The following is a 21,341-nucleotide window of genomic DNA, read 5'->3' on the forward strand; positions in this document are numbered from 1 at the left end:
CGAGGCGTTGCACCCCGAGCTCTGAACCCGACAGCCCGTCTTACGACGACGAAGGCGTCTTCCTCGGCATTCCGAAGCCACCGAGCAACGCGGCCAGTGGCCGCTTCGGCGCCGTCTTTTGCGGCGCGGAGTTCGACGCGGCCGTCTCCTCGATCTTGCGCACCGATGCCGGCGACGGCTCGTACGGCTTCAGGAAGAAATCGTCGACCGGTTGCGCGCGATGATGATGCGCACGGTCATACGAACCCGACGCCCCGCCCGTGCGACGGCGGCTGCGCTCGTCGCGCGATTCGCTGCGCTCGCGGCGCGGCGGACGGTCGTCGTGATGATGGCGCACCGGCGCCTCGACGGTCAGGCGCTGCAAGTCGAGCGGACGCTTGATCAGCTTCTCGATGTCGGCCAGTTGCTTGCGCTCGTTCGGGCTGCACAGCGACAGCGCGTCGCCCGATGCGCCCGCGCGGCCCGTGCGCCCGATCCGGTGCACGTAGTCTTCGGCGTTGAACGGCAGGTCAAAGTTGATCACGGTCGGCAGTTCGACGATGTCGAGACCGCGCGCGGCGACATCCGTCGCGACGAGCGCCTCGACTTCGCCGCGCTTGAACGCATCGAGCGCCTGCATGCGCTCGCTCTGCGTGCGGTCGCCGTGAATCGCGGTCGCGACCACGCCGTCGCGTTCGAGACTGCGCGCGAGCCGGCTCGCGCCGATCTTGCTGTTGCAGAACACAAGCACCTGCTTCAGGCCACGCTCGCGGATCAGCTGCACGACCGCGCCGGTCTTGTCGCCCTCGGCGACTTCGTAGACGATCTGGGTGACATTGGTCGCGGTCGAGTTGCTGCGCGCCACTTCGATGGTCTGCGGGTTGCGCAGATACGTCGCGGCGAGCTTCTTGATTTCGCCCGAGAACGTCGCGGAAAAGAGCAGCGTCTGGCGCTCTTTCGGCAGCAGGTTCAGGATGCGCTGCAGGTCGGGCAGGAAGCCCATGTCGAGCATGCGGTCGGCTTCGTCGAGCACGAGCATCTGCACCTGGCCCAGGTTCGCGGTTTTCTGCTGCACGTGATCGAGCAGACGGCCCGGCGTCGCGATCAGGATTTCGACGCCGCGGCGCAACTGGTCCGACTGCGGATTCATGTCGACGCCACCGAACACGACCGCGCTGCGCAGCGCCGTGTGCTTCGCGTAGGCCTGCACGTTCGCGGCGACCTGGTCGGCCAGTTCGCGGGTCGGCGTGAGGATCAGCGCACGGACCGGATGGCGCGCCGGCGACGCGCTCGTACTGGCCTGCGGCAGCAGACGCTGGATGATCGGCAGCGAGAAGCTCGCGGTCTTGCCGGTGCCGGTCTGCGCGGCGCCCATCACGTCACGGCCCGCCAGCACGACCGGGATCGCCTGCGCCTGGATCGGCGTGGGCGACGTGTAGCCCGATTCCTTGATGGCCTTCAGGATGTCGGGCGCGAGGCCGAATTGATCAAAAGTCTCGGTACTGGGCGTGACGGCTGTGTCGGACATGGTGGCTTTCGCTAAAAAGGCGCGTGGCGCGATGCGCGCGGCAGCGGTCGGGACCGCTGAGGGCATCAGGATGAAGGCGGAGCCACGTCGTTCCGCGCGAGACCCGTCTGAGTTCGGATAATGCGGCCGGCTCCGGCTGGCGGAAGCATCCGCCGAAAGCCGAGCATTGTAGCACTTCAGCAAAAACGCTCGTGACGGCTGGCCGGCCGGCGGCTCGCGGCCGTTGCTTCGGTCGCAGCGTAGTGCGCACAGACGACAGTGGCGTGACAGCCGGGCACTTCGGCGGGCGGCGCGCGGCGTTCGTCAGCCGTCCCCGCGCCCGCACCGGCCCCATTGCGAACGGTCGCCCGCCCCCGCTCACGTCAGATCGCCCCTCACCACGTCTCGCGCATCACCATGAGCCGCATCTCGGTCATGTCCTCGATCGCGTAGCGCACGCCCTCGCGCCCGAGCCCCGAATCCTTGACGCCGCCATACGGCATGTTGTCGACGCGGAACGACGGCACGTCGTTGATCACGACGCCGCCCACTTCGAGCGCATCCCACGCGCGATGCGCATGCGCGAGCGAATCGGTGAACACGCCGGCCTGCAGGCCGAAGTCGCTGTCGTTGACCTGCGCGAGCGCCGCCTCGAAATCGTCGAAGCGCTCGAGTATCGCAACCGGTCCGAACGCCTCCTTGCGATACAGATCGGTGTCGCGCTTCACGCCTTCCAGCAGCGTCGCCTCGAACATCGCGCCGTCGACCTTGCCGCCCGCGACGATCTGCGCGCCCGCGTGCACCGCCCCCTCCATCCAGCCAGCGAGCCGCTTCGCTTCCGATTCGGAGATCATCGGCCCGACGAAGGTCTTTTCGTTCTTCGGATCGCCCATCACGAGCGACTTCGTCTTCGCGATCAGCTTCTCGCGCAGCGCGTCGTAGACGCTCGTGTGCGCGAGAATCCGCTGCACGCCGATGCAGCTCTGCCCCGACTGATAGAACGCGCCGAACGCGAGCCGGTCGACCACGTAGTCGAGCTTGCCGCCCTGATCGCCATCGACGATCGCCGCCGCGTTGCCGCCCAGCTCCAGAATCACCTTCTTCTTGCCGGCTTTGCGCTTCAACTCCCAGCCAACCGCGGGCGACCCGGTGAACGACAGCAGCTTGAAGCGCTCGTCGGTCGTGAACAGGTCGGCGCCGTCGCGATGCGCGGGCAAAATCGAGAACGCGCCCTTCGGCAGATCGGTTTCCGCGAGAATTTCGCCCATGATCAGCGCACCGACCGGTGTGCGGCTCGCCGGTTTCAGCACGAACGGCACGCCGGCCGCGATCGCCGGCGCGACCTTGTGGGCGGTCAGGTTCAACGGAAAATTGAACGGCGAGATGAACGAGCACGGCCCGATCGGCACGCGCTTCACATAGCCGTGATACCCGTTCGCGCGCGGCGAAATCTGCAGATTGATGATCTCGCCGTCGATCCGCACGCTCTCCTCCGCGGCGACCTTGAACGTATCGATCAGGCGCGTGACTTCGCCCTTCGAATCGTTGATCGGCTTGCCCGCCTCGATGCACAGCGCGAGGGCGAGTTCGTCGTAGCGCTCGCGAAAGCGCTTCACGCAGTGCTCGAGCACCGCCTGGCGCTTGAACGGCGGGTAGGCGCGCATGGCGGGCATCGCATCGACCGCCAGGCCGATCGCCTTGTCGATCGCGGCCGCGTCGGCCATTGCGACGCGCGTGGCGACTTCGCCGCTGAATTTGTCGGTGACTTCGAGATCGGTGTTGGCGGCCACCGGCTCGTTGGCCAGGTAGTACGGATAGGTTTTCTGCAACATGTCGCACTCTCCTTGATTCGATGCACGGATGCTCAAAGCCGCGCGGACAGCCGCTTGATCTCGCGATTGAGCACGCGCTCGTTGTCCGAATAGTCGATCGGCACGTCGATCACGTGCACGCCGGGCGTCGCGAAGCACTCGCGCAACAGCGGCGCGAACTGCTCGGCCGCCTCGATCCTATGCCCCTGCGCGCCATAACTCTGCGCATAGGCGACGAAATCCGGGTTCGCAAGCGTCATGCCGTAGTCCGGGAAGTTCATGTTCTCCTGCTTCCAGCGGATCATGCCGAACGCGTCGTCGCGCAGAATCAGGATCACCAGATCGAGCTTCAGCCGCACCGCCGTTTCGAGCTCCTGCGAGTTCATCATGAAGCCCGCCGTCGCCGCACACGGCGATTACCTTGCGCTCCGGATGCACGATCTTGCTCGCGATCGCCGACGGCAGCCCCGCGCCCATCGACGCCAACGCGTTGTCGAGCAGCAGCGAATTCGGCTCGTGCGCGCGGTAGTAGCGCGCGAACCAGATCTTGTACATGCCGTTATCCAGACACACGATGCCGTCGACCGGCGTGGTCTCGTACACGTCGTTGACGATCCGCACCGGGTACATCGGGAAGCGATCGTCGTGCTGGCCCTTCACCAGATGCGCCTCGAAGTGCTCCTTGATCTCCTTGAAGCGCGTGAAGTCCCAATGCTCCTGACGCGTCTTCAGGCTCTCCTTGAGCTGCCACACCGCGTTGGCGATATCGCCGACCACTTCGATCTGCGGGAAATACACCGGATCGACTTCGGCGCCGAGGAAGTTCACGTGGATTACGGTCTTCTCGCCTGCCTCGCCGCTGCGCATGAAGAACGGCGGCTTTTCGATCACGTCGTGACCGACGTTGATGATGCAGTCGGCGTGCTCGATCGCGCGGTGCACGAAATCGCCGTCGGAGAGCGTCGCGTTGCCGAGCCACATCGGATGCGATTCGTCGATCACGCCCTTGCCCATCTGCGTGGTGAAAAACGGAATGCCGATCTGGTCGACGAACTCGCGCAGCATCTTCGTGGTGGTTTTGCGGTTGCCGCCCGCGCCGATCATCAGCAGCGGATGCTTCGCGGCGGTGATCGCCTCGACCGCGCGCGCGACCGCCCTTTCCTCGGCGACCGGACGGCGGCTGTAGCTCTTCGGAATCGGCTTGCCGTCGCCCTCTTCGTGCGCGACGTCCTCGGGCAATTCGAGGTGCGTGGCGCCCGGGCGTTCCTCCTCGGCGCGGCGCACCGCCTCGCGCACCGTCGCCGGAATGTTGCCGATCGACACGATCTGCCGTGTGTACTTGGTGAGCGGCTCCATCATCCGCACCACGTCGACGATCTGGAAGTGCCCCTGCTTGCTCGATTTGATCGGCTTCTGGCCCGTGACCATCAGCATCGGCATCCCGCCCAGCTGCGCGTAGGCGGCCGCGGTCACGAAGTTGGTCGCGCCGGGGCCGAGCGTCGCCAGACATACTCCCGTGCGGCCGGTGAGCCGCCCGTAGGTGGCGGCCATGAAGCCGGCCGCCTGCTCGTGGCGCGTGAGGATCAGACGGATTTTCGAGCGGCGCAGCGACTCCAGCAGATCGAGATTTTCTTCACCGGGGATGCCAAACACATACTCGACACCTTCGGCTTCCAGCGATTTGACGAACAGGTCCGATGCTTTCATTGAGGGTCTCGCTTGATGACTCGGGGAACGGACAATCGAAGACGACAACGACGGCTGCGCGCGAAACACCGCTTCGCGCGCGCGGCATGGCAAACGGCATGGCGAACGCCATGCCGGACAGCTTACTACTCGAACGGAAACGATGCGCGCGAGCGCACGAGGCGGCGCGGGGGACAGGAAGCCAGGCGCGAGAAGAAGCAGGCGGCGGTCGGGGGTGAAGCCGCCGCATGCGGTGCACGTGTCCGCCGATCAGCAAATCAGCGAATCACGGTCACGCAGTCGGAGAGAATCGGCGGCGCATTTTCGCCGCTCGTCAGGTCGTACAGGTTGGCGCGCGGACCCTTGGTCCACCACGTATAGCTGCCGGCCTGGTACTTCGCACCGGACGCCGAGATCGTGTTGACGAACAGCATCGACGCGCCTTTCACCGGCAGCACGGCGAAGCTCTGGCCGTTCCGCGCGTTCCAGTAGGTGACTTGCAGGATCTTGCCGGTCGCGCAGGTGTATTTGCGCGTCTGATGGTTCTTGCCCTCGATGTGCTTGAATTGCAATGGCGCGGCCGATGCGCCGCCGGAAGATGCCGCCAGCCAGGCCACCGTCGATGCTGCTGTCGTGAGGATTGCAACACGCCATGTCTTCATCGAATACCTCGATTGTTGCGGGGGTCAGGCAGGGAGGGCAGCACCGGCCGCGACGCCGGTCACAGCCGAGCCACGGCCGAGTCACAGGCAGCTCATGGGCGATTCACGGACAGCTCAACGACGCTTCAAGGATCGATCACGCCGGCACACGCATCGGTCGGCGCAGCGGCGACGTGGCCGACCACCGGCACGATCTTCAGTCCCGCCGAAGCGATCCGGCACGGCGCGGCCGCGAGCCCGCAGCCGCTGATGCCGGCGCACAGCGCGAACGCCACGCCGAGTGCGCCGACCCGGCGAAGCGCGCCGCGCCATGGATTGCTGCGAGTTTCAAGCGCCATACGATCCTCTACTCCGATCTCTTTGCTTCGATAAACCAGAAACGAATGCGGAGCTCTTTCGTGTGCGTCCCGCACACTTTTGCGCCGCGCCTCGCCGCCTGCCCGTTAGTTCGCCGACACCGGCCGCACCGCGGCCGCCGCCTGCCTGGCACGCGAGCGCGCTTCCCCGATGTTCTCGCCGGTCGCGAGCGCGACGCCCATGCGACGTTTGACGAAGCTTTCCGGCTTTCCGAACAGGCGCAGATCCGCATTGGGCACCGCAAGTGCGGCCGCGACGCCTTCGAACGCGATGCCGGCCTCGTCGCGACCACCGTAGATCACCGCCGACGCGCCCGCCGCACGCAGCGACGTATCGACCGGCAGGCCGAGGATCGCGCGCGCATGCAGCTCGAACTCCGAGAAGCGCTGCGAGCACAGCGTGACGAGCCCCGTGTCGTGCGGACGCGGGCTGACTTCCGAAAACCATACGTCGTCGCCGCGCACGAAAAGTTCCACGCCAAACAGGCCGCGGCCGCCGAGCGCCGCCGTCACCTTGTGCGCGATCTCGCGCGAACGCTCGAGCGCGAGCGGGCGCATCGGCTGCGGCTGCCACGATTCGACATAGTCGCCCGCGACCTGCACGTGGCCGATCGGATCGCAGAAGTACGTGCCGACCGCGCCGCTCGCCGGGTCGATCGCGCGAACGGTGAGCTGCGTGATTTCGTATTCGAAGTCGATGAAACCCTCGACGATCACGCGCCCGAAATTCACGCGGCCGCCCGCCATCGCGTACTGCCAGGCGGGTTCGACGTCGGCGTCGCTGCGCAGCACCGACTGCCCCTTGCCCGACGACGACATCACCGGTTTCACTACGCACGGATAGCCGACCTTCGCGATGCCCGCGCGCAGCTCGTCGAGCGAATCGGCGAATGCGTACGGCGAGGTCGGTAGGCCAAGCTCCTCCGCAGCGAGGCGGCGGATGCCTTCGCGGTTCATCGTCAGTTGGGTGGCACGCGCGGTCGGGATCACCTCGGCGAGCGCCTCGGTTTCGATCGCGGCGAGTTCGTCGGTGGCGATCGCCTCGATTTCGGGGACGATCAGATGCGGGCGCTCCTGCTCGACCAGTGCGCGCAGCGCGGCGCGGTCGGTCATGTCGATCACATGCGCGCGATGCGCGACCTGATGGCCCGGCGCGTTCGGGTAACGGTCGACGGCGATCACTTCGACGCCCAGCCGTTGCAGCGCGATGATCACTTCCTTGCCGAGTTCGCCGGCGCCGAGCAGCATCACGCGCGTCGCGGATTCAGAAAGGGGCGTGCCGATCCGTTGGCCGATCTGCATGGGAACTCCAGATAAAAGTCGGGATGAGGGTGGGATTGGATAGACCGCGATGTTAACATGCGGGCCCCTTGCCGCGCGGCGCTCAGGGTGCGCTTTGGGTGCGCTCGCGAGGCCGTGGCGGTCGAGCGGAACCGTGCCGCCGCGTCGACGTTCGCAGCCGCGATCACGTCACCGCGAGCATCGCTCGCGCACGACAAGCTTAGGGTCTGTTTACATATGGAACGCACGTGCGAATGCCCGCTATCGGCCGCAGGGCAAGGAGTAAGGAGCGCTGCGTGGCCGCGCCACGTGAGCGACGCACGACGCCGCCATGCGGCCGATAGCGGGCATTCCCCTGGAATGGAATTCAGAACTGGGGTTGCCGCGAGAAGGGCCGCTCGCTGCGTCATGCTCCTTGCGAATACGTCGAGTATTCGCGGCGTCGCAATCCTTGCGAGCGGCCCTTCTCGCGGCAACGCACGTGCGTTCCATATGTAAACAGACCCTAGTACGTTACCCTTACGCCTTCGCCAGTTTGAACAGGAACGACGCCATGCTCATCCGCTCCCGCCCGCGACCTCTTGCGCGCATCATTCCGTGCCTGCGCACGGCCGTCGCCGCGTTGAGCATCGCCGCGCTGCTCGGTGCCTGCGCGATCCCGAAGCATCCGGACTCGTCGGCGCCGCCGCCTGATCCGTTCAATCCCGCCGCCGTGCAACTGCTCGACGACACCAGCTGGGTGTTGAGCTCGTGGAAGAACGCCGACGGCACGGCGCGCGCGGTGCCGTCGAAGGATCAGAAGCCGATCACGCTGACGTTGTCGACCGAAGGCGGCCGGCGTCACGCGAGCGGCTTTTCCGGTTGCAACCGCTTCATGGGTTCGTACATGCTGAAGGACGGCAAGCTGAGCTTCGGTTCCCTCGCCGGCACACGCATGGCGTGCGTCTCGCCGGGCGGCGACATCGAGAAGCCGTTCCTCGATGCGCTCGAGCGCATCGATCGCACCGGCGTGCAGATGCGAGCGCCGCAGCAGATGCAGCTAATCCTCGACAACGGCGACACCCTGATTTTCGATCGCAGCGACAAGTGATGCGAGTTTGCGCCGCGTTCGGGATTTGCGCCGGCCTTCGAAGCCGCGCGCTGCGCCGTTTAAACTCGACGGATTGCGCTTCTCGCGCGCTCCGTCATTCGTAGATGTCTGGTATGCATACGGTAGTTTTCGGCTGGTTCGGCGGGTCGGCCGTCTGGTTCATTCCTCTTTTGTGGCGCCTCGTGAAGTCGATGCTGCCGGGCGGCGCGGGTCTGCGCGGCCCCGGCACGATCCGGCTGTGGCTCGGCTTCGTCTGCGTGCTGATCGCGAGTTGCACGCTCGAGGGCTCGCTGATCGGCATTGCCGGCATCAATGGTTTCGGTCATGCGCTCGCCGCGGGGCTTGGACATCTGCTCGGCCATGTCGGCACGCCGCTCGCGGCGCTCGCGCTGCTCGTGATCAGCCTGCCGTGGCTCGTCGAGTTCCGCTGGAGCGACGTCGCCGTTTGGGCCGACGGCGCGTTCGGCCTCGGTCTGTCGCGGGGACTCGCGAAGCGCGACGAGGATGCGCGCCGCCACCGCAGCGTCGACGACGGCGCGCCGTCGCATGTGTCGCCTGCTACCAACACGATGGCGCCACGCAATAACAAGGGTCGCTACGCGCGGCCGACGGTGTGGCGTCCGCCCGCGAGCGGGCGCGGCGCGGGCTCCGCCGCTGCTGCCGGCACCGCGGCGGCTGGCATCGCGGTTAGCAAGGACGCTTCCGCCCGTGGCGCCGGCGCAAGCGGGCGAGCCGATGCGGCCGCTGACGCGGCGCGCGGGCCGGTCAAGCAGACCGAGCCGGTGCTACGGACGGGGTCGAGCGCGTCGCCGCGCCCGGCAACGTCGACGGCAACGCAGGCGCTGCATGCGGACAAGGCTGCGGACAGATCCGCCGCACCATTCGTGCCGGCCGAGCCGGTCGCGCCGGCCGGCTGGTTGCGCACCACGGAGCCGCGCGCGGCGACGGCGGCGGCATCGCTGGGTGCGGCGGGTGCATCGGGCATGTCGGCTCGTGATGGCGCTGCGCAGGTCGGGCGGCGTTCGGTCGGAGATCAGCGTGCGGCCGCGTCGTTCGGCTCCAGTGCCGCGTTGGCGGCGACGGCCGCCAACGCGGCCGGCGTGTCGGCGCGAGCGGCACAGGCAATGGCGGGCCGCGCCGCCGCCTCGGGCGCCGGTATCGGCATCACAGCGGGATCGATGAATGCCGCGGGCCGCGCAAGCCGCCCGTCGTCGCTGCCACGTCCGGCCGACGGCAGCGCGCCGCTCAATCGCGGCGCGACCCCGCGTCAACCGTTCCCGGCCGCTTCGCGCGCCAATAGCGTCACCTCGCCGTCGACCGTGCGCCGGCCTACACCGAACTTCACTGGAACGATGACGAACGCGTCGACGGTCGCGCCCCCCGCGAGCGTCGAGGAAACGCTGCGCAGCATCGCGGAAAACGCCGCGCGCTGGACCGACATGGCCGGCGTGAGCCTGGCGCGCAGCCGTGGCGCCGATAGCACGAAGATTGGCGATGCAGAGCGTGCGTCGACGACGTTCGATGTGCCACCGGCGCAGCGGGACGTGCTACCTGTCGAAAACGGCGAGACGGTTGCGGCGCCGCAGGCGCAGAGCGTGGAGAGTTCGGCGCGGATGGTGTCGCCGGCGCAGTCGCAGCAAGAAACCGCATCGGTCGAGTTGCCGGCTGAGCGTGCGGTGGCCGAGTCCGAGAGGTCGGTCGAGGGCGGCAACGAAGCGGTTGCGCAATGGCCGACCGAACCGCCCGTCATTCATGCGCCGCTTACGGCTGCGCCGCAGACGACGACTGCAACCGAGTCGGTGGCCGACGTGGCTGCTGCGGCTGTCGAATCCGCGGTTGTCGAGCCATCGGCATCCGCTGTGGCTGAGCCTGCCGCCACCGAACCCGCCGCAAGCGCGCCGCAACATGAGTCGCCGACGGCGACGCCATTCGAGCGCTTCGCAGCCAGCCTACGGGACGATGCTTCGCAAGAAGACGCACCGGCGGTTCAAAACGATTCGACGCAGACAGCAACCAACACCAGCGTCCCGGAATCGCAGGGGGAGGAATCCGCGCGAACCGTCGAACCGGCCACCGCCGACACCGCGACGCCTCCGCAAGCGCGGGCTCCGGCAGCCGAAATCGTCATCGACAAGACGCTCGTGCCTTGGGAGAGCAAGCTCGGCCCCGCCGCGGCTCAACGCGCGGCCGCGTCAGCGGACTCGCCGCAGACGGAGGCCGCCGCGCCGTCGAGCGCAAGCGTGCCGCCGTGGTCCGGCGCGACGGTCTCGGAACTCGCCAGCGAAAGTGCGCAGTCAGGTGAGCCCGCGACGTCGCACGCCCCTGCCCTGCCCGCTGTGAACGAGCCCGCGAACACCACCGCAAACGACTCGCCGTCGTCGACTTCGACGAGTGCGGCGAATCTCGCTATGCCGGCAACCGCACCGGCCGTCGTCTCGAACGTAGTCCGTTTCCCGGGCTTCGCCGCGCCGGCGACCAGCATCGAGCCTTCGGTCGGCGCAAGCGCAACGCCTGCCGCGAACACGCCGGCCGCCGAACCGTCGCCGGCTCCGTCGCCGGCTCCGTCGCCGGCTCCGTCGTCTTCGCCCGCGCTAACACCGCAACCGCAGGTCCAATCCGCCGACCAACCCACTGCCGAGCCCGCCGCCCGCCCGCCGCTGCCCGGCCACGCGCCGGTCAACGGCTTCGAGTTCCATGCGCCGGCCGCATCGATGGTCGAACTGCCGACGCTCGATCTGCTCGCCCCCGCCGATGCCGACATCGAACCGATCCCGGATGAAAAGCTCCGCGAAACCGGCCTGCTGATCGAGCAGCGCCTGCAGGAATTCAAGGTGCCGGTGATGGTGGTCGGCGCATCGGCGGGTCCGGTCATCACACGCTTCGAAGTCGAACCGGCGCTCGGCGTGCGCGGCAGCCAGATCGTCGGTCTGATGAAGGACCTGTCGCGCGGTCTCGGTCTCACGTCGATCCGCGTGGTCGAAACGATTCCGGGCAAGACCTGCATGGGCCTCGAACTGCCGAACGCGAAGCGCCAAACGATCCGCCTCTCGGAAATTCTCGAGGCGAGCGTCTACCAGAACTCGCACTCGCGACTCACGCTTGCGATGGGCAAGGACATCACCGGCCATCCCGTCGTCGCCGATCTCGCGAAGGCGCCGCACATGCTGGTGGCCGGCACGACCGGCTCGGGCAAATCGGTCGCGATCAACGCGATGATCTGCTCGCTGCTGTTCAAGGCGACGCCAGAGGAAGTGCGCCTGATCATGATCGACCCGAAGATGCTCGAACTTTCGGTTTACGAAGGGATTCCGCATCTGCTCGCGCCGGTCGTCACCGACATGAAGCTCGCGGCCAATGCGCTGAACTGGTGCGTCGGCGAAATGGAAAAGCGCTACCGGCTGATGTCGGCCGTCGGCGTGCGCAATCTCGCCGGCTTCAACCAGAAGATCCGCGACACCGAGGCGAAGGGCAAGAAGCTCGGCAACCCGTTCTCGCTGACGCCCGATGCGCCCGAGCCGCTGGCGCCGCTGCCGCTGATCGTCGTCGTCATCGACGAACTCGCCGACCTGATGATGGTCGCCGGCAAGAAGATCGAGGAGCTGATCGCGCGGCTCGCGCAGAAGGCGCGCGCGGCCGGCATCCACCTGATCCTCGCGACGCAGCGGCCATCCGTCGACGTCATCACCGGTCTCATCAAGGCGAACATTCCGACGCGCGTCGCGTTCCAGGTGTCGTCGAAGATCGACTCGCGCACGATTCTCGACCAGATGGGCGCCGAGTCGCTGCTCGGCCAGGGCGACATGCTGTTTCTGCCGCCGGGCACCGGCTACCCGCAGCGCGTGCACGGCGCGTTCGTCGCCGACGAGGAAGTGCATGCGATCGTCGAATATCTGAAGCAGTTCGGCGAGCCACAATACGAGGAAGGCATTCTCGACGGCCCGGCCGCCGATGGCGGCGCGGCCCAGGACCTGTTCGGCGAAGCGCCGGATGCGGAAGCCGATCCGCTGTACGACGAAGCGGTCGCGTTCGTCGTACGCACGCGGCGCGCGTCGATCTCGTCGGTGCAGCGGCAGTTGCGCATCGGCTATAACCGCGCGGCGCGGCTCGTCGAGCAGATGGAGACGGCCGGCCTCGTGTCGGCGATGAGCATCAACGGCAGCCGCGAAGTGCTGGCGCCGGGGCCGGCGGAATGAGCGCCCGGTGAATCGCTAACCGGGTCGGCGATGATCCGGAAGAAAAAACGGACAGCCTCAGGATGTGAGCTGTCCGTTTTTCATTTACCCGCGCGTGCCGCGCATCACGACGGTGATACCAGCTTGAAGTCGACCGGCGAGCCGAGATCGAAATGCTGCTTCGGATTCGGATCGAGCAGCCCCGTCTGCGGATCGCGCTTGAACACATAGACCGTGTCGCTCAGCTGATTGCCGACGATCAGCCAGTTGCCGGTCGGATCGATGGTGAACTCGCGCGGCGATTTGCCGAGGCTCGACTGCCGGCCGATCTGCTTCAGGTGTCCAGTGGCGGGATCGACCGAGAAGATCACGATCTCGTTCGCGTCGCCGCGATTGGACGCATACACGAAGCGTCCGTCCGGCGACATATGGATCGCCGCGGCGCCCACCTTCCCCTTGAAGTCAGGCTCGCTCAATGGCAGCGTCTGCACGAGCTTCAGCCTGCCGTCGTGGTAGTCGAACGTGCTGACGGTCGCCGCGAGTTCGCTCGTCAGATACGCGTGCTTGCCGTCCGCGCCAAAGATCAGATGGCGCGGACCCGTGCCGGCCTTCTGCTGCGTGTAGCCCCAGTCCGTCGCGATGAATGGACCCGCGCCGGCGCTGCTCTGCGGCGCGTAGCGGTACGAGTACAGCTTGTCGGCGCCGAGGTCCTGCGCGAACAGATAGCGGCCGTCAGGCGAGAACACGGTCGAATGCACGTGCGAGTTGTCCTGCCGCCCTTTCACCGGACCGCCGCCCTCGTGATGCACGGTCTGCACCGAGGTGCCGACCTGGCCGTTCGCCTGCAGCGGAAACACCGCGAAACTGCCGCCCGGATCGGGCGCGACCGAATAGTTCGCGCCCAGCAGATACTTGCCGTCCGCCGAGATGCTCAGATAGCACGGATCATTGCCGTCCGACGACACCTTGTTCAGAAACGTCAGTTGCCCGCGCGCGGCATCGAAGCCGAACGCGCTGATCCCGCCGCGCTGCGTGGCCGGGCCGTTGTCACCGGGCAATTCGTTGACCGAATAGACGAAGCGGCGGTCGCGGCTCACGACCAGAAACGACGGATTGACCGTCTGCGCGACCGACACCTGGGTCGCCGCGCCGGTCTTCGTATCGAAGCGAAAGACGTAGATGCCCTCGCTCCTGCCGCTGGTGTAAGTACCGACCAGCATCGTATAAACGCCGTCCGCGGGGACCGGGCCAGAATCTTGCGCATACGCGTGCGAAGCAACAATCGAAACCATGAGCGCGAAACCTCTTATTATCGAACGGGCGGCCCGCAACGGCGTTGGCCGCGTTGCGCGCCGGGCGGTGCTTTCCGCCGTGCAATCCACGGCAGATGGAGCGGCGCGGTCAGCGCCACGCGGACGGGAACCCTGAAAGGCAACACTGGCAAGAACAGAAGTAAAAACGGAAGTCGGAACTGGGCGCACGGCAATACGCCCGACGGCACGGCGACTGTGAAGCATGAGACCTCCTCGACATCGGTTGTCTGGTACGGGCTCGCGTATGAGCCGGGGTACGAGCGGTTGTAACGGTGTCTGGTCTGCCGCGCCGCGAATCGAGCGTCGTTCCACGTTGTTGTTGTCGAAGTCAGTATAAGAGCGTCAGGTCGGATCATGCAGTGAATCCATCGCTGCGGCACGGTCTGCGCCAGCGGCTTGGGTCCCGCGCGGCGGGACGTTTTTCAATCGTTTCCTCAATCGCGCATCACGCGTCTCAACCACGGAGTCTCCATGAACGTCACTCTCAGCCTGGGCCCGCTCGTTTCGCTGATCGCCGGCATCCTGATCCTGATCATGCCGCGCCTGTTGAACTACATCGTCGCGCTTTACCTGATCATCATCGGCATCATCGGGATCTTCGGCGTGGGCTCGTCGCATCTGTGAGCGACAGGTGCCACGACGCCGGGCGCGAGATTTGCGTCCGGTATCGAGGTGGTTTCGCACGAAGGGAAGGTTCGCTGGGTGCCAGCGCCACTCGCCCGTGTGAGAGCGCGGCAAATGTCACGCCGTGACATATGCGGGAAGCGGGTATCGCGCGCAAGATTGACGCGCGCGATACCCGCGCCACGCGAACGATCGACCTGACGCGACGCGGCGTGAAGATACGGATAGGAAATGGGAAGGCGCGGTACGAAGGGATGCGGCGAATGGCCGGCGCGGATACGCCAGGAACCTGCGCTACGAACGCTCGGCCCTACCGCTCAACCGTTCGCCAGCTGTTCGAGCCGCAGGCGCCCCTGCAACGACAGCGCGCCGACCGCATAATGATCGGCATCCTGCTGATAGCGCCGGAAGCAGGCCCGCTCGACCAGGAAGGAGGCGGCAGCCAGCATGCCGTTGCGGCTCAGGCCGAGCCGGCCATGATCGAGTGGCAACATGGAGTCGCCGGCAAGCTGGCTGGCGGCCGAGAGAATTGTGATGCAATCGGATTTCGAAGGGTTCAGCATGGCTTTCGTCCTCGGAAACGGCGTCTGCAACCGCCATGAGCAAGGCCGATTCGCAGTCCGGCAGGTCGCCGAACATCGGCATGAAATTTAATTGTATGCATGGATTTGACAATTTTCCAACCCGCGTTTTGCCGCACTGTGCGGTGAACCAAACACTGCCGATCGTGGTCCGGTAATAACGCCCACTCGAAGCGCGGCTGCTGTGGCCGTCCGTAATAACGACTCGTTTTCCGACACGCTTCCCATGCCTGCACACATCGAAGACTACGCACTCATCGGCGATGGCCATACCGCCGCGCTCATCTCCCGCGAGGGTTCCGTCGACTGGCTCTGCTGGCCGCGCTTCGACTCGGGCGCCTGCTTCGCCGCGCTGCTCGGCTCGCCCGACAACGGCCGTTGGCTGATCGCCCCCGCCACCGAGGGCGAGCACGGCGCGCCGACCATCACGCGGCGCTATCGCGGCGAAACGCTGATCCTCGAAACCGACTTCGAAACGCCCGAGGGCGCCGTCACGCTGATCGATTTCATGCCGCCCGGCAACGGCTGGTCGGAGCTGATCCGCATCGTCGTCGGCAAACGCGGCACCGTGCGCATGAAGATGGAACTCGTGCTGCGCTTCGACTACGGCTTCTCGATTCCGTGGGTCGACAAGCTCAAGCACGACAGCGGCATCAAGGCGATCGTCGGCCCCGACAACGCGGTGCTGCGCACGCCGGTCGAACTGCACGGCGAAGACATGAAGACCATCGCGGAATTCACGGTAACCGAGGGCGAGCGCGTGCCGTTCTCGCTCGCGTACGCGGCGTCGCATCTGCGCATTCCGCCCGCGCGCGATCCGCACACGTCGCTCGCGCGCACCGAGAACCACTGGCTCGAATGGGCGGCGCGCGGCACCGTCGAAGGACGCTGGGCCGGGCCGATCCGCCGCTCGCTGATCACGCTGCGCGCGCTCGCCTACGAGCCGACCGGCGGCATCGTCGCGGCGCCCACCACGTCGCTGCCCGAGCGGCTCGGCGGCACGCGCAACTGGGACTACCGCTACTGCTGGCTGCGCGACGCGACCATCACGTTGCTTGCGATGATGCGCGGCGGCTACTACGACGAAGCGCGCGCCTGGCGCAGCTGGCTCGGCCGCGTGATGGCGGGCGCGCCGGACCAGTTGCAGATCATGTACGGCATCGGCGGCGAGCGGCGCCTGCCCGAATCCGAAATCGACTGGCTGCCCGGCTACGAGGGCGCGAAACCGGTGCGCATCGGCAACAATGCGGTCGGGCAGCGTCAGCTCGACGTCTACGGCGAGGTGATGAACGCGCTGCATCTGGCGCGCGTCGGCGGCCTGCAGGCGGACGTCACCGCGTGGAGCGTGCAGCGCGCGCTGCTCGAGCACCTGAGCACGATCTGGCGCGAACCCGACGAAGGCATCTGGGAGACGCGCGGCGGCCCCGAGCATTTCACGTTCTCGAAGGTGATGGCGTGGGTCGCGTTCGACCGCGCGATCCGCTCGGCCGAAATGTTCAAGCTCGACGGCCCCCTCGACGAATGGCGCGCGACGCGTGACACGATCCACGCCGAGGTCTGCGAGAAGGCGTGGAATCCGCAGCTCAACGCGTTCTCGCAGTACTACGGCAGCGATCAGCTCGACGCGAGCGTGCTGCTGATGCCGCTGGTCGCCTTCCTGCCGCCGCAGGATCCACGCATCAAGGGCACGGTCGAGGCGATCGAGCGGAACTTGATGCACGGCGGCTTCGTGCTGCGCTACCGCACCACGGAATACGACGACGGCTTGCCACCGGGAGAAGGCACCTTTCTTGCGTGTTCGTTCTGGATGGTGGATAACCTTGCGCTGCAGGGACGCGTGCAGGAAGCAACCGAGATGTACGAGCGGCTGCTCGCGCTGTGCAACGACGTCGGCCTGCTGTCCGAGGAGTACGACCCGGTCGATAAACGTCTCGTCGGCAATTTTCCGCAGGCGTTCTCCCACGTTGCGCTCGTGAACACCGGACTGAACCTGATGAAGCACGAGCAGGAGATGGCGCAGGCGACCGGCCATCCGGCGCGCGCGATGGAGCTTGAGGTTCAGGCAAGCCCTGATAGCGGCGGAGCAGCATCGCCATTAGCATGACGCAGTGACAATTTGCGTACACTGAATGCGAATATTGTTGCATTGCACAAATTTGCCTTATTCGATATTATCGATCAGACTGTCGGCCGACAATAATGTGCCTACAACCACAATGGCCCGCCGCAACGCCTCACGCGTGTTTGCGAAGCCCCATGCGAACCGCTTAAAACGGAGCAAACATGCTCTATCAATTTCATGAATTCCAGCGGGCGATGTTGAGCCCCCTCACCGCCTGGGCTCAGGCCGCATCGAAATCATTTGCGAATCCGGCCAGTCCGCTAGCCTATGTTCCGGGCGCCACGCGCCTTTCCGCCGGCTACGAACTGCTTTACCGGCTCGGCAAGGACTACGAAAAGCCCGAGTTCAACATTCACCAGATTGTCAAAGACGGCCATAACATTCCGATCGTCGAGCAGACGTTCATCGAAAAGCCGTTCTGCCGTCTGATGCGCTTCAAGCGCTTCGCGGACGACAGCGAAGCTGTCAGTCAATTGAAAGACGAACCGGTCGTGCTCGTCTGCGCACCGTTGTCAGGACACCACGCCACACTGCTACGCGATACCGTGCGCACGTTGCTGCAAGACCACAAGGTCTACATCACCGACTGGCTCGACGCGCGCATGGTGCCGCTAGAAGCCGGCTGGTTCGGTCTGAACGACTACATCGCGTATATCCAGGAATTCATTCGCCATATCGGCGCGAAGAATCTGCACGTGATCTCGGTGTGCCAGCCGACCGTGCCGGTGCTCGCCGCCATTTCGCTGATGGCGAGCCGCGGCGAGGACACGCCGCGCACGATGACGATGATGGGTGGCCCGATCGACGCACGAAAGAGCCCGACCTCGGTCAATTCGCTAGCCACGCAGCACTCGTACGAGTGGTTCGAGAACAACGTGATCTTCACGGTGCCGCCGAACTATCCCGGCGCGGGCCGCAAGGTCTATCCCGGCTTCCTGCAGCACACCGGTTTCGTCGCGATGAATCCGGAGCGTCACGCGGCGTCGCACTGGGATTTCTACCAGAGCCTGCTGCGCGGCGACGAGGACGACGCCGAAGCGCACCGCCGCTTCTACGACGAGTACAACGCGGTGCTCGACATGGATGCCGATTATTACCTCGACACGATCCGCGTCGTGTTCCAGGAGTTCCGTCTTGCCGAGGGCACGTGGGTCGTCAACGGCGAACCGGTGCGGCCGCAGGACATCACGACGACCGCGCTGTTTACGATCGAAGGTGAACTCGACGACATTTCCGGCGACGGCCAGACTTACGCGGCGCACGACTTGTGCAGCGGCATTCCGGCGAAGAACAAGCGTCACTTCACTGCGGAGAAATGCGGCCACTACGGCATTTTCTCGGGCCGCCGCTGGCGCACGATCATTTACCCGCAATTGCGCGACTTCATTCTCGAGCACAACAAGGCAGCAAAAACGGCGAAAGAAAAAGTCGAAGCCTGAGCATCAAACTTGCACTAGCATATAAAAAGCCAACGGTCCCGTTCGAGGCCGTTGGCTTTTTTATCGCGCTTTGTTCGTGATACTGATTTTTTGCCACGGCCACGATCACCGCGGCACTGCCCGTTACTTTCTCAACAGATACGCGAGCAGCAGTTCGGTATTCATCTGAATCACCTCGCTGCGTTCGGCGGCGCTGCTGAAATCGCGGCCGAGCGTCGCCTCGAGCGTGAAACGGTTCGACACGATGTAGTAGCCCATGCCCGAGAGCGTCACGTAAAAGCGCAGCGGGTCGATGTTCGTGCGAAACAGCCCCGCGCGCTGCCCACGTTCGAGAATGCCGCCGAGCGTGGCGACGATCGGCGAGATCATTTCGCGTATGCGCGTGGACTTCTGCATATAGCGTGCTTCATGCAGATTCTCGTTGTTGATGAGCCTCAACAACTCGGGATGATCGCGGTAGTAGTCCCACACGAAATGCGCGAGACGCGTAACCGCCTCGACCGGCGCGATTCCGTTGAGTTCGAGCGTGCGTTCCGCTTCGTTGAGCGCGCTGAACGCGTGCTCGAGTACCGCGGTGAATAGCTGCTCCTTGCTACCGAAGTAGTAATAGAGCATTCGTTCATTGGTTTCCGCGCGGCGAGCGATCTGATCGACCCGCGCGCCGAACAGCCCTCCATTTGCAAACTCTTCCGCCGCCGCGAGCAAGATGCGGCGCCTCGTGCCTTCAGGATCTCTTTTGATTTTCGGCTGATTCATGGTGGCATCGTCTTCGTGAGCCGCGTTCTCCGGATCGCGCCGCCGGCCTCTCCTCGAGCCTTTTTGTGGCGGCGTTTAGCGGGCGCGTCATGGTTGGGAAACACACCCTTTTCTGCGGTCTTTCGAATGAAGCGCTTCGATTATGGCACATGGATTGCGAATGGCAATCCGGGAAATCGGCGATAATGTGCTATTTAGTTCAGGTCGTGCGATCGCACGGCAAACCCCCGCGCCGCAACCGTGACAGACGTCAAAACACTCGCGGATCGCATCGAAGATCTGCTGCCCCAAACGCAATGCACGAAGTGCGGTTATCCCGCATGCCGTCCGTATGCCGAAGCCGTCGCCAATGGCGAGGCGAACTATAACCAGTGCCCGCCCGGCGGCGCCGAGGGCATCGCGCGCCTCGCCGCGCTGCTCGGCAAACCGGTGATTCCGCTCAATTCGGCCAATGGCGTCGAACGTCCGCGTCCGTTGGCGGTTATCGACGAACAGGTGTGCATCGGCTGCACGCTGTGCATGCAGGCGTGTCCGGTCGACGCGATAGTTGGCGCACCGAAACAGATGCACACCGTGGTCGCCGAGCTATGCACCGGCTGCGACCTGTGCGTGCCGCCCTGCCCGGTCGACTGCATCACGATGCTCCCCGTGACCGGCGAGGCCACCGGCTGGGATGCATGGAGCCAAAGCCACGCGGACGCGGCGCGGGCGCGTCATAGCCGCCACGAGACCCGTCTCGCGCGCGAGCGCGACGCCGCCGAAGCGCGCGCTGCGGCGCGGCGAGCTGCAAGCGCGCCGCCGGCTGCGCCGGACGCGGTTGCTGCAAGCGGCGCGACAGTGCCGTCCGAGGCTCCCGCCGCCCCGATTGCGGACGACGCGGAAGCGAAGAAACGCGCGATCATCCAGGCCGCGCTCGAACGCGCGCGCAAGAAGAAGGAAGACTTGGCCGCGAAAGGCGAGGGACCGCTGAACACCGAGAACGTCAGCGCCGACGTGCAGGCACAGATCGACGCCGCCGAAGCGCGCCGCCGCCGTCTCGGTCTTGCCAGCGGTGGCGACACGCCCGGCTCGGAACAGCAGTCCGACGAGTCAAAGGAGTCAAACGAGTCCAATCCACCGTCCAACTCACCGCCAACCGCGCGCTGACCACGCCGACGCAACCAGGCCCACTCACACGGACCCGCTCCGCATGAACGCGAACAAACGCCGCGCGATCTACGAAACGCTTCAGAGCCTCAATCCGCATCCGACCACCGAACTCGAGTACACGACGCCGTTCGAACTGCTGATCGCGGTGCTGTTGTCGGCGCAGGCGACCGACGTGTCGGTCAACAAGGCGATGCGCAGGATGTTTCCGGTCGCGAACACGCCGCAGAAGGTGTTCGACCTCGGCGAGGAAGGTGTCGCGAGCTATATCAAGACGATCGGTCTGTATCGCACGAAGGCGAAGAACGTGATCGCGACCTGCCGCATTCTGCTCGACCGGTATGGCGGCGAGGTGCCGGAGGATCGCGAGGCACTCGAAGGGCTGCCCGGTGTCGGCCGCAAAACGGCCAACGTGATCCTGAACACCGCATTCGGCCATCCGACCATCGCGGTCGACACGCACATTTTCCGCGTCGCCAACCGCACCGGCCTCGCGCCCGGCAAGGACGTGCGCGCGGTCGAAGCGGCACTCGAAAAATTCACGCCCGCCGAATTCAGGCAGGATGCGCACCACTGGCTGATCCTGCATGGACGCTACGTGTGCAAGGCGCGCCGCCCCGAATGCTGGCATTGCGCGATCGAGCCGCTGTGCGAGTTCCGGCCGAAGACCCCGCCACCCGATCTATAAGGCCGGCCCAGCTCGAAACCCGAGGCCGTGCAGCGCGCCTGCAGCCCACGCGGCCGCCGCGTAAAATAGTGCCTTACGCGCAGCGCGCACTGCGGACCCGCACCGTCGCGCTCCGCGCCCCACTCCCA

15 protein-coding genes and 1 pseudogene are annotated in these 21,341 nt (G+C 65.6%); 7 read left to right on the top strand and 9 right to left on the bottom strand.

The window, feature by feature from the left end:
- Window positions 1–40: 40 nt before the first annotated feature.
- The 6 genes and pseudogenes from OKW39_RS06735 to purT form a co-directional block, all read right to left on the bottom strand.
- Window positions 41–1,507: a DEAD/DEAH box helicase gene (locus OKW39_RS06735; RefSeq protein ID WP_429562306.1), complete on the bottom strand. Its 1,467-nt coding sequence runs from the start codon at window positions 1,505–1,507 to the stop codon at window positions 41–43.
- Window positions 1,508–1,881: 374 nt separating this feature from the next.
- Complete coding sequence (locus OKW39_RS06740; protein WP_429562307.1) at window positions 1,882–3,318, bottom strand: aldehyde dehydrogenase family protein; 1,437 nt, start codon at window positions 3,316–3,318, stop codon at window positions 1,882–1,884.
- Window positions 3,319–3,350: 32 nt separating this feature from the next.
- Window positions 3,351–5,004 (bottom strand): annotated as a pseudogene (locus OKW39_RS06745) (acetolactate synthase large subunit).
- A gap of 257 nt (window positions 5,005–5,261) precedes the next feature.
- Window positions 5,262–5,645 carry an MliC family protein gene (locus OKW39_RS06750; protein WP_429335996.1) on the bottom strand — a complete coding sequence of 128 codons (384 nt, stop codon included), beginning with the start codon at window positions 5,643–5,645 and terminating at the stop codon, window positions 5,262–5,264.
- Window positions 5,646–5,770: 125 nt separating this feature from the next.
- Window positions 5,771–5,983, bottom strand: a complete 213-nt coding sequence (locus OKW39_RS06755; protein ID WP_429562308.1) for a DUF6726 family protein — start codon at window positions 5,981–5,983, stop codon at window positions 5,771–5,773.
- 105 nt (window positions 5,984–6,088) lie between these two features.
- Window positions 6,089–7,303, bottom strand: a complete 1,215-nt coding sequence (gene purT / locus OKW39_RS06760; protein WP_429562309.1) for a formate-dependent phosphoribosylglycinamide formyltransferase — start codon at window positions 7,301–7,303, stop codon at window positions 6,089–6,091.
- Window positions 7,304–7,835: 532 nt separating this feature from the next.
- On the opposite strand from purT, the gene OKW39_RS06765 reads away from it, so the two are divergent.
- Both OKW39_RS06765 and OKW39_RS06770 read left to right on the top strand, forming a co-directional pair.
- Window positions 7,836–8,372 carry an META domain-containing protein gene (locus OKW39_RS06765; RefSeq protein WP_429562310.1) on the top strand — a complete coding sequence of 179 codons (537 nt, stop codon included), beginning with the start codon at window positions 7,836–7,838 and terminating at the stop codon, window positions 8,370–8,372.
- Window positions 8,373–8,485: 113 nt separating this feature from the next.
- Window positions 8,486–12,565 (top strand): DNA translocase FtsK, encoded by a 4,080-nt coding sequence (locus OKW39_RS06770; RefSeq protein ID WP_429562311.1) that lies wholly within the window; start codon window positions 8,486–8,488, stop codon window positions 12,563–12,565.
- Between the two features lie 104 nt (window positions 12,566–12,669).
- On the opposite strand, the gene OKW39_RS06775 is transcribed toward OKW39_RS06770, so the two are convergent.
- Window positions 12,670–14,061 (bottom strand): lactonase family protein, encoded by a 1,392-nt coding sequence (locus OKW39_RS06775; protein WP_262419841.1) that lies wholly within the window; start codon window positions 14,059–14,061, stop codon window positions 12,670–12,672.
- 267 nt (window positions 14,062–14,328) lie between these two features.
- On the opposite strand from OKW39_RS06775, the gene OKW39_RS06780 reads away from it, so the two are divergent.
- Window positions 14,329–14,481 carry a DUF3096 domain-containing protein gene (locus OKW39_RS06780; protein ID WP_013088853.1) on the top strand — a complete coding sequence of 51 codons (153 nt, stop codon included), beginning with the start codon at window positions 14,329–14,331 and terminating at the stop codon, window positions 14,479–14,481.
- Window positions 14,482–14,798: 317 nt separating this feature from the next.
- On the opposite strand, the gene OKW39_RS06785 is transcribed toward OKW39_RS06780, so the two are convergent.
- Entirely contained in the window at window positions 14,799–15,044 is a 246-nt protein-coding gene (locus OKW39_RS06785) for a hypothetical protein (protein WP_090803648.1), read from the bottom strand.
- A 244-nt stretch (window positions 15,045–15,288) separates the two neighbouring features.
- Between OKW39_RS06785 and OKW39_RS06790 the strand changes: the two genes are divergently transcribed.
- Both OKW39_RS06790 and OKW39_RS06795 read left to right on the top strand, forming a co-directional pair.
- Window positions 15,289–17,166, top strand: a complete 1,878-nt coding sequence (locus OKW39_RS06790) for a glycoside hydrolase family 15 protein (RefSeq protein ID WP_429562312.1) — start codon at window positions 15,289–15,291, stop codon at window positions 17,164–17,166.
- A 179-nt stretch (window positions 17,167–17,345) separates the two neighbouring features.
- Window positions 17,346–18,623 carry a polyhydroxyalkanoate depolymerase gene (locus tag OKW39_RS06795; RefSeq protein ID WP_090803645.1) on the top strand — a complete coding sequence of 426 codons (1,278 nt, stop codon included), beginning with the start codon at window positions 17,346–17,348 and terminating at the stop codon, window positions 18,621–18,623.
- Window positions 18,624–18,746: 123 nt separating this feature from the next.
- Here OKW39_RS06795 and OKW39_RS06800 read toward each other — a convergent pair whose 3' ends face one another.
- Window positions 18,747–19,379, bottom strand: coding sequence for a TetR family transcriptional regulator (locus OKW39_RS06800; RefSeq protein WP_013088849.1), 633 nt, complete (start codon window positions 19,377–19,379; stop codon window positions 18,747–18,749).
- 240 nt (window positions 19,380–19,619) lie between these two features.
- Between OKW39_RS06800 and rsxB the strand changes: the two genes are divergently transcribed.
- Window positions 19,620–20,525, top strand: coding sequence for an electron transport complex subunit RsxB (gene rsxB, locus OKW39_RS06805; protein ID WP_429562313.1), 906 nt, complete (start codon window positions 19,620–19,622; stop codon window positions 20,523–20,525).
- Between the two features lie 43 nt (window positions 20,526–20,568).
- Complete coding sequence (nth, locus tag OKW39_RS06810; RefSeq protein ID WP_187611024.1) at window positions 20,569–21,213, top strand: endonuclease III; 645 nt, start codon at window positions 20,569–20,571, stop codon at window positions 21,211–21,213.
- The last annotated feature ends 128 nt before the right edge of the window (window positions 21,214–21,341 follow it).

This window comes from Paraburkholderia sp. MM6662-R1 (genome assembly GCF_050436245.1).
GTDB classification, from domain to species: Bacteria; Pseudomonadota; Gammaproteobacteria; order Burkholderiales; family Burkholderiaceae; genus Paraburkholderia; species Paraburkholderia tuberum.